Genomic DNA, 9,041 nt, shown 5'->3' with positions numbered 1-9,041 from the left:
GTGGGAGGTGCGCCGGCGGCGGTTTTCCAGCACGAAGCTGCCGTGATCGAGGACCAGCCGATGCGGCTGAAACTCGCGGATCCAGCGGCCGTGAAAAGCCATCACTTCGCGGGCGCGTTCGGCAACCGGCAGCGTGACCGCAAGCCGGTCCACCTGCCAGGACTGCGCGCGCAGGTTGGTCAGACCGTGGCGAACGCTGAGCACGCCGCTGCTATCGAGCACAATTTCGCTACGCAGGCGCAGCCCGGCGTGCGGGTCCTCGCTGATAATGGTTAGGCTTTGCCCGTCCTGCACGACCCCGGCGGTGGCAAACACCGGCGAGCCGTCCAGCCCCTGGCGGTGCCCTTCAATCCCCGGCGCGCCAAACAGCCCGTGGCCCAGCTCGGCCATCAGCGTGACGGGGGAATCGACGTCCAGGCGACCGTTAGCCACCGGGCGCGTCAGGCTGGCCGCATCCTGCGGCGAAAAATGGCTTAAATGCGGCCCCCAGTAGATAATTTCGGCAAACGGATGGGTTTTGATTACCACATCGGCCCCTGCGCTTTGCAGGCGTACAATCGAATCAGACATCAGACATCTCCACAGCAAGGAATGCCTTACTGTTGATCCGAAACGTTTCGGGTAACAACCAAAACGTTTCGGATTCGTGATCGAGTGCAGAAATTAGCGTAGCGGGAGGGGAATCAGGCGGTGTCGCCGGGGAAAAATTCGGGCTGCCAGAGCACCTGCAGGGAGGAGAGATCGTCGCCGGCAATCAGCCGACGGACCATGCCGGCGATCTGGCGGCCAACGCCCTGGCGAGTAGATTGGATCACCGCCGCCACCGGGGTTTCAATAATGCTGTCCTGCGGCAGTCCATCGTAAACCACCAGCGACACGCGGTTATCGCCGGTCAGGCGCCCCAGCTGCGATAGCGCCATCGCCGCGCCGTCGCCGTGGGTATTACAGTCGGTCACGATCGCCGTGGGCGGTTCCGGCAAACGCAGCAGCTCCATCGTCGCCTGATAGCCGCCGCGGCGGGTTGGCGGCACGCTGCGCAGCCAGGTATCCGCTAATCCGGCCTCGCGCAGCGCCTGCAGATAGCCGTTGCGGCGCTGGGTGATAAACGCCTGATTGTTATTTTCGCTCAGCAGCGCGATGCGCCGATGCCCCTGGCTAATCAAATGGCGGGTCGCACGCCAGGTGCCGGCCTGATTATCAAAATCAAACCAGGCATAGGGCTGCGGCAGCCGGCTGCGGCCAAGGGCGAGGAAAGGAAAGCCGGAGGAGAGCAGCTGCGTCAGGCGGGGGTCGTCGTCCAGGGTATGAGCGACAATCAGCGCATCGACCCGCCGGCTCTGGACCATTCGCATATAGCCGTGCTTGTCCGCCTGCTCATCGTCGGCAATCAGCAGTAAATCAATTTCATAGCGCGACAGCTCGTGGCTAATTTCGCCGACCATGTCGAGAAATACGTTGTTATTCAGCGGGGCCGGGCTGATGGGAAAAACCAGACCCACGGCGTCAATTTTGCCCATCTTAAGGCGTCGCGCGAAGGTATTGGGCCGGTAGCCACGGCGCTGCGCTTCCGCCTCCACGCGGGCGCGCGTCTCCTGCGACACGTCGTCATAACCGTTCAGCGCGCGGCTGACGGTGGTTACCGAGATTCCAAGTTCTTTAGCAATAGCTTTCAGCGACATACGTATCCCAGTCGGCGGTGGAGGAAACGGCTAGTGTCCCGCAATACGGGCGGGACGTCCAGCGGGAGCGGCGCGGTCATCCCCGCAATAAAACGCTAGCTTTGCTCAGCTACCAGAATCGCCTGGGTATCCGGCTCCAGCGCCTGGAAGAGATGTTCGCGATCGGCGGGATAACAGATGTAGTCCCCGGCGCCCAGCTCTTCCGGCGCTTCGGTCAGACCCACGCGCGCGCGGCCCTGGGTGACAATAATATGCTCTATCGATCCCGGCGGGTGCGGGTGAGAAATACGGTCAGCCCCCGGCTGGGTCAGCAGTAAATAGATATCGCGGCGGGCGCCGGGCGGGCAGGCCGCCAGCAGAATAGCCTGATAGTGGGCCTGCTCAGCCACCACCTTCGTCCCTTCCCCGCGACGCAGCACCTGCGTTTTTTGCGCCTGCGGCTCCAGCAGCCGGGCAAACGGAATATCGAGCGCGACGCAAAGCGCCCACAGCGTCTCGAGGCTGGGGTTACCGTTGCCTGACTCCAGCTGCGATAGCGTCGATTTAGCAATACCGGCCCGGCGCGCGACTTCCGCCAGCGAGAGCCCGGTGCGCGAGCGCTCGCGTACCAGGCTCCGGGCAATCAGACTAATTGGCTGTGTCATACACGGCTCCGCGTTTTTTATATAGAACGATTCGTTCGACTTGAAAGTCGAAAGGGTTGCGTTCATTATAATGGAAATTCGTTCGATATGGCTAAATAGTATGAAGCAGCACTTCTCCTGTCTCAAAGGGGACACGATAAAAGCGATAGTCTTAGTCTGCCTGGCCGTGGGCGTCGTCGGCCTCTCCTACGGCTCGCTGGCGATAGCCTATGGCTTCCCGGTGTGGGTGCCGTTCGTGCTGTCGATTTGCGTGCTGGCGGGCGCCTCGGAGTTTATGTTTATCGGCATCGTCGCCAGCGGCGGTAACCCGCTGGCCGCCGCCGCCGCGGGATTACTGGTCAACGCTCGCCACGTGCCGTTCGGCGTGACGGTTCGCGATCTGGTCGGCAGGCGCGGCGCCAGCCTGCTGGGCTGCCATATTATGAATGACGAAAGCGTGGTCTTCGGGCTGTCGCAGAAAACGCCGGAGCAGCGTAAAGCCGCCTACTGGCTGTGCGGACTCGGCGTGGCTATCATCTGGCCGCTGGGCGCGCTGCTGGGGGCCCTGGTCGGCAAGATCCTGCCGGCCCCGGAAACCATCGGCCTCGACGCCGTCTTTCCCGCCATTCTGCTGGCGCTGGTCATTCCCGCGTTTAAAAACCGCACCACCTTAATCCGCGCCTGCAGCGGTGCGGCGTTATCCCTCGCAGCGGTCTCCTTTGCGCCAGCGGGCCTGCCGGTGCTGCTCTCCCTGTTCGGCCTGCTGGCGAGGAAAAAATAATGGGCAACATCACGCTGTTTATCATCGGAATCGCTATCCTGTCGGCAGGAACCTACCTGATGCGCCTCGGCGGCGCGAAGATCGGTAGCCGCCTGGCGCTTTCCGAGCGCTCTCAGGCGCTGCTCTCGGACGCCGCGACGGTACTGCTATTTTCCGTCGCCCTGGCGACCACATTTTATGAAAGCGAACATTTTGCCGGTATGGCGCGGGTGCTGGGGGTGGGCTTCGCGGTATTTCTCGCCTGGCGCAAGATGCCGCTGATCGTGGTGATTATCGCCGCGGCGGTGGTTACCGCCCTGCTGCGGCTGGCGGGCATAAACTAAAAAAGCGCCCCAGGGGCGCTCTTTCGACGGTAGTTCTTTTTTTATTTGTTCAGCTCTGCCGTCATATGCACGCGGTTACCGGTAAAGGCTTCGGTAATTTTATAAGATGATGCGCCAGCAGCCTGGGCCTGAGCGGCAATTTTCGCTTCAGCGCCGTCCATAGTGGTGGCGGTAGCGGTCACGCTTTCAGCGGCGAAAGAACTAAAAGAAGCGGCCAGAGCGATAACTGCAGCAAAAGTTTTGACGTTTTTAATGAGATAAATCCTTCAGGTAAGTTGTTTAGGTAAGGCGTTGTGCCTTGATGTGATAGATAATAGACCTCACACCCGGTAACGAAAAGCGGAAGGATTTGCTATTCTTATTCAAATTATTTGAGGCATAAAAATGACGTTCGACTGCGATCGAAAATTACCGTCAGGCGGCCGGAAAACGGTGCGGTCTGCCGGCGGCTGGTTACTTCGCCAGGGCGAGCCTCAAACCCATATTTACTTTTTACATCATGGTGTTGTGCGCGCTGTTTATCACTCTCCCGCCGGCACTGAGCGCGTTAAAGAGTTTTATTTTGCGGGCGAATATTGCTTCCTTTATCTGAACTGGCTCACCAGGACGCCGGCAGATTACGGCCTGCAAACGATCTCCGCGGGTGAAACCAGCGAAATCCCCCTGGCCGCGCTTGATGCCCCCGAAAATCAGGAAATTAAGATACAGCTGCTCACCCGTCAGCTGATCTACAAAGAGAAAAAAGAGCAAATGCTGTTGCTCAATACGCCAGAGCAGCGCTATCAGTACGTGCAAACCCACTTTCCGGACTGGGAGGCGCAGCTCACTCAGCGCGATCTCGCCAGCTACATCGGCATTACTCCCGTTAGCCTGTCCCGCATTCGCCAGCGTCTTAACAAAGGTTAACGCATGACGCGTTTGCATCGCTTAATGTCCCGCCACTCCTCAGCAGATGGCAGACGCGATGAACGCCTTTATTTTCTCTCAGCTCCTGGCCGGTATGAGCTTTTTGCTCGATATTTCCGCCTTTCATTTTCAGCGCCGGGCCGCGACGCTGTCCCTGCTCGCAGGATCAACCGCCCTGCTGGCGCTTCATTTTTATCTTCTGGAACAACCCGGCGCGGCGGGATTAATGCTCATCGCAGCATGCCGCTACGCGGTGGCCATCGTGACGCTGAGCCGCCGGGCTATGTGGGGGTTTATGCTCGGGTCGCTGCTTTGTAGCGCCGGTCTGTGGCAAAGCCTGGAGAATATCCTGCCGCTCGCCGGGAGCCTGCTAATGACGCTGGCGTCGTTTCAGAAACAGAGCGAGAAATTACGTGGATACACATTGTGCGGCAGCCTTTGTTGGCTACTGAACAATGTGGTGGTCGGCTCGCCCGTTGCCGTGATGATGGAGCTGGCGTTTTCAGGAAGTATTTTGGCTGCCTGGTGGCGTCACTCCGCTGCCAGACGCTCGGGATGCGTATAAATCGTCGCTCTGCCCGGCTTGCAAAAACCGACCAGCGTCAGGTTGCAGCGTTCCGCGACCTCAACCGCCAGCGCGGTCGCAGCGGAGACCGCAAACAGAATTTCCACGCCGCACATGGCCGCCTTCTGCACCATCTCGTAGCTGGCCCGGCTGGAAACCAGCGCCGCGCCGTTCTGCCAGCCGCTTCCCTCCTCCACGCGCCGCCCGAGCAGCTTGTCGAGAGCGACGTGACGGCCAACGTCTTCATGCCCGCCCGCCAGCTGGCCAGACGGACGAAGCCAGGCGGCCGCGTGAGTGCACCCGGTGACGCGGCCGATGGGCTGCACGTCGTTAAGCTGCTCCAGCGCGCGATCGAGGTTCGCGAGGTTGAAGGTTTGCGTAAACGGCAGCGGGCGCACCGGCCTGCCGATATCGTTTAGCTGCTCCACGCCGCATACTCCGCAGCCGGTGCGTCCCGCCAGCGCGCGGCGGCGCTCTTTCAGCCCCATAAACCGGCGGCTGGAGAGCTCAATTCTGACGGCCAGGCCGTTGCATTCCTGCACCACGTCCATGCCGTAGATCTCGGAGCGATTTTCGATAATCCCTTCGGATAACGAAAAACCGACGGCGAACCGCTGCAGATCGCCCGGAGAGGCCATCATCACGACGTGGGAGATGCCGTTATAGACCAGGGCGACCGGCACCTCTTCAGCTAACTCGTCCGGCTGAGTATGTTGCAAATTATCGCGCTTCCACAGCGCGACCTGGCGGTAACCCGTGACAGTTGTCACATTTTTGATTTGTTCGAGAGGGATCTTATTCACTTTGTCTTAACCGTATTGGAACAGGCATACACACAATGTGGTATTCTTTTCATACCCCTTCAAGCAAGAGGGTGATTGCCCCTAATTCTGAACCTTTGCGGTCCTTACCGCAAAGTAAATAACTATATGTGACAATGTCGATACAAGGAGTGAACCATGCAGGTCAGCAGAAGGCAGTTCTTTAAGATCTGCGCTGGCGGTATGGCAGGAACTACGGCAGCGGCGCTGGGCTTTGCCCCCGGCGCTGCGCTCGCGGAGACCCGGCAATATAAGCTGCTGCGTACCCGTGAAACCCGCAACACCTGTACGTACTGCTCCGTTGGCTGTGGGCTGTTAATGTATAGCCTCGGCGACGGCGCGAAAAACGCCAAAGCATCCATCTTTCATATCGAAGGTGACCCCGATCATCCGGTCAACCGTGGTGCACTCTGCCCGAAAGGGGCCGGCCTGGTGGACTTTATCCACTCCGAAAGCCGGCTGAAGTTCCCGGAATATCGCGCACCTGGCTCCGATAAATGGCAGCAAATCAGCTGGGACGACGCGTTCGATCGTATCGCGAAGCTGATGAAAGAAGACCGTGACGCCAACTTTGTCGCCAAAAACGACGCCGGCACCACCGTTAACCGCTGGCTGACCACCGGGATGCTATGCGCATCCGCCTCCAGCAACGAAACCGGCTATTTAACGCAGAAATTCACCCGCGCGCTCGGTATGCTCGCGGTCGACAACCAGGCGCGCGTCTGACACGGACCAACGGTAGCAAGTCTTGCTCCAACATTTGGTCGCGGTGCGATGACGAACCACTGGGTTGACATTAAAAATGCCAACCTCATTGTGGTCATGGGCGGTAACGCCGCTGAAGCGCACCCGGTAGGATTCCGCTGGGCGATGGAAGCCAAAATTCACAATGGCGCGAAGCTCATTGTTATCGACCCGCGCTTTACGCGCACCGCGTCGGTAGCCGACTTCTATACCCCAATTCGCTCTGGTACTGACATTACCTTCCTGTCAGGCGTCATCCTGTACCTGTTGAATAACGAAAAAATCAACCGCGAGTACACCGAAGCCTATACCAACGCCAGCCTGATCGTGCGTGAGGATTACAGCTTCGATGACGGCCTGTTTAGCGGCTACGACGCCGAAAAACGCAGCTACGATAAGACCAGCTGGAACTACGAGCTGGACGAAAACGGCTTTGCCAAACGCGATACCTCCCTGCAGCATCCGCGCTGCGTGTGGAATCTGCTGAAACAGCACGTCTCCCGCTATACGCCGGACGTCGTGGAAAATATCTGCGGGACGCCAAAAGCCGACTTCCTGAAAGTCTGCGAATACATCGCCGAAACCAGCGCCCATGATAAAACCGCGTCGTTCCTCTATGCCCTTGGCTGGACGCAGCACTCTATCGGCGCGCAGAACATCCGCACCATGGCGATGATCCAGCTGCTGCTCGGCAATATGGGGATGGCGGGCGGCGGCGTGAACGCGCTGCGCGGCCACTCCAATATTCAGGGGCTGACCGACCTGGGGCTGCTCTCCACCAGCCTGCCGGGTTACATGAACCTGCCGAGCGAAAAACAGGCCGATATCCAGACTTACCTGGCCGCCAGCACGCCGAAACCGCTGCTGAAGGATCAGGTAAACTACTGGGGCAACTACCCGAAATTCTTCGTCTCAATGATGAAGGCCTTCTACGGCGATAAGGCAACGGCTGAGAACAGCTGGGGCTTTGACTGGCTGCCGAAGTGGGATAAAGGGTACGACGTGCTGCAGTACTTCGAGATGATGAGCCAGGGCAAAGTGAACGGCTATCTGTGCCAGGGCTTTAACCCTGTGGCCTCGTTCCCGAATAAAAACAAGGTCGTCGCCTCGCTGTCGAAGCTGAAGTTCCTGGTCACTATCGACCCGCTCAACACCGAAACGTCCACCTTCTGGCAAAACCACGGCGAGTCGAACGACGTCGATCCGGCGAAAATCCAGACCGAAGTCTTCCGCCTGCCGTCAACCTGCTTCGCCGAAGAGAACGGCTCGATCGTTAACTCCGGACGCTGGCTGCAGTGGCACTGGAAGGGCGCGGACGCGCCGGGGATTGCCGTCACCGATGGCGAAATCCTCGCCGGTATCTTTATGCGCCTGCGGAAAATGTACGCCGAAGAAGGCGGCCCGACGCCGGAGCCGGTGCTGAACATGACCTGGGACTACGCCACCCCGCATGAACCGGCTTCGGAAGAGGTGGCGATGGAGAGTAACGGCAAGGCGCTGGCGGATATCACCGACCCGGCCACCGGCGCGGTTATCGTCAAGAAAGGCCAGCAGCTCAGCTCCTTTGCGCAGCTGCGCGATGACGGTACCACCTCCAGCGGCTGCTGGATCTTCGCCGGCAGCTGGACGCCGGACGGCAACCAGATGGCGAGACGCGATAACGCCGACCCGTCGGGCCTCGGCAATACCCTGGGCTGGGCATGGGCGTGGCCGCTTAACCGCCGCATCCTGTATAACCGCGCTTCCGCAGACCCGCAGGGCAAGCCGTGGGATCCGAAGCGCCAGATCCTCAAATGGGATGGCGCAAAATGGGGCGGTATGGATATTCCTGACTACAGCGCCGCCGCGCCGGGCAGCGACGTCGGGCCGTTTATCATGCAGCCTGAAGGGATGGGCCGCCTGTTTGCTATCGACAAAATGGCGGAAGGACCGTTCCCCGAGCACTACGAACCGTTCGAAACGCCGCTGGGCACTAACCCGCTGCACCCCAACGTGGTCTCCAACCCGGCCGCCCGCGTCTTTAAGGGTGACCTGGAGCAGATGGGTAAAGCGGATAAGTTCCCGTACGTTGGCACCACCTATCGTCTCACCGAGCACTTCCACTACTGGACCAAGCACGCGTTGCTCAACGCCATCGCGCAGCCGGAACAGTTTGTTGAAATCGGCGAGAAGCTGGCGAACAGGCTCGGTATTGCCCACGGCGATACCGTCAGAGTCTCCTCCAACCGCGGCTATATCAAGGCCAAGGCGGTGGTGACCAAGCGTATTCGCACGCTGAAGGTGGACGGTAAGGATATCGATACTATCGGCATTCCGATCCACTGGGGCTATGAAGGCGTGGCGAAGAAGGGCTTTATCGCCAACACGCTAACGCCGTTCGTCGGTGATGCGAATACGCAGACGCCGGAGTTCAAGGCCTTCCTCGTGAACGTGGAAAAGGTGTAAGGGAGACGACTTATGGCTTATCAATCGCAAGACATTATTCGTCGTTCCGCGACTAACGGTTTCACCCCCGCGCCTCAGGCGCGGGACCACCAGCAGGAGGTGGCGAAGCTTATCGACGTCACCACCTGCATCGGCTGTAAAGCCTGTCAGGTGG

General features: G+C 59.5%; 10 protein-coding genes and 1 pseudogene. 6 read left to right on the top strand and 5 right to left on the bottom strand.

The genetic code is table 11. The features are described 5' to 3' along the window. The 3 genes from PFH44_RS22040 to PFH44_RS22030 form a co-directional block, all read right to left on the bottom strand. A partial coding sequence (locus PFH44_RS22040) for a glycoside hydrolase family 36 N-terminal domain-containing protein (protein WP_283826143.1) occupies nucleotides 1–570 on the bottom strand: 570 nt, incomplete at its 3' end. 113 nt (nucleotides 571–683) lie between these two features. Further along, the gene (locus PFH44_RS22035) at nucleotides 684–1,679 is read right to left on the bottom strand and encodes a substrate-binding domain-containing protein (RefSeq protein ID WP_045853683.1); all 996 of its coding nucleotides are present in this window, start codon (nucleotides 1,677–1,679) and stop codon (nucleotides 684–686) included. Between the two features lie 95 nt (nucleotides 1,680–1,774). Next, nucleotides 1,775–2,323 (bottom strand): helix-turn-helix domain-containing protein, encoded by a 549-nt coding sequence (locus PFH44_RS22030; RefSeq protein ID WP_045853684.1) that lies wholly within the window; start codon nucleotides 2,321–2,323, stop codon nucleotides 1,775–1,777. Nucleotides 2,324–2,423: 100 nt separating this feature from the next. Here PFH44_RS22030 and PFH44_RS22025 point away from each other — a divergent pair, with 100 nt between their 5' ends. After that, nucleotides 2,424–3,083, top strand: coding sequence for an AzlC family ABC transporter permease (locus tag PFH44_RS22025; protein WP_045853685.1), 660 nt, complete (start codon nucleotides 2,424–2,426; stop codon nucleotides 3,081–3,083). Next, complete coding sequence (locus tag PFH44_RS22020) at nucleotides 3,083–3,406, top strand: AzlD domain-containing protein (RefSeq protein WP_045853686.1); 324 nt, start codon at nucleotides 3,083–3,085, stop codon at nucleotides 3,404–3,406. The genes PFH44_RS22025 and PFH44_RS22020 overlap by 1 nt, the downstream gene beginning before the upstream one ends. 41 nt (nucleotides 3,407–3,447) lie before the next feature. On the opposite strand, the gene PFH44_RS22015 is transcribed toward PFH44_RS22020, so the two are convergent. Beyond that, nucleotides 3,448–3,660, bottom strand: coding sequence for a YdgH/BhsA/McbA-like domain containing protein (locus PFH44_RS22015; RefSeq protein WP_045853687.1), 213 nt, complete (start codon nucleotides 3,658–3,660; stop codon nucleotides 3,448–3,450). Nucleotides 3,661–3,790: 130 nt separating this feature from the next. Between PFH44_RS22015 and PFH44_RS22010 the strand changes: the two genes are divergently transcribed. Beyond that, entirely contained in the window at nucleotides 3,791–4,312 is a 522-nt protein-coding gene (locus PFH44_RS22010) for a Crp/Fnr family transcriptional regulator (RefSeq protein ID WP_283826142.1), read from the top strand. A 58-nt stretch (nucleotides 4,313–4,370) separates the two neighbouring features. Further along, complete coding sequence (locus tag PFH44_RS22005) at nucleotides 4,371–4,877, top strand: YgjV family protein (RefSeq protein ID WP_045853689.1); 507 nt, start codon at nucleotides 4,371–4,373, stop codon at nucleotides 4,875–4,877. On the opposite strand, the gene fdhD is transcribed toward PFH44_RS22005, so the two are convergent. Continuing rightward, the gene (gene fdhD / locus PFH44_RS22000; protein WP_045853690.1) at nucleotides 4,844–5,680 is read right to left on the bottom strand and encodes a formate dehydrogenase accessory sulfurtransferase FdhD; all 837 of its coding nucleotides are present in this window, start codon (nucleotides 5,678–5,680) and stop codon (nucleotides 4,844–4,846) included. The genes PFH44_RS22005 and fdhD overlap by 34 nt on opposite strands. A gap of 156 nt (nucleotides 5,681–5,836) precedes the next feature. On the opposite strand from fdhD, the gene fdnG reads away from it, so the two are divergent. Next, complete coding sequence (fdnG, locus tag PFH44_RS21995) at nucleotides 5,837–8,887, top strand: formate dehydrogenase-N subunit alpha (RefSeq protein ID WP_152643939.1); 3,051 nt, start codon at nucleotides 5,837–5,839, stop codon at nucleotides 8,885–8,887. A gap of 12 nt (nucleotides 8,888–8,899) precedes the next feature. Next, nucleotides 8,900–9,041 (top strand): annotated as a pseudogene (locus tag PFH44_RS21990) (formate dehydrogenase subunit beta); the annotation flags it as partial.

The sequence above is a fragment of the Klebsiella sp. Ech2A genome (assembly GCF_030078455.1).
GTDB lineage: Bacteria > Pseudomonadota > Gammaproteobacteria > Enterobacterales > Enterobacteriaceae > Klebsiella > Klebsiella terrigena.
The sequence above is the reverse complement of the archived record's forward strand: the minus strand, read 5'-3'. Positions and strand labels throughout refer to the sequence as shown.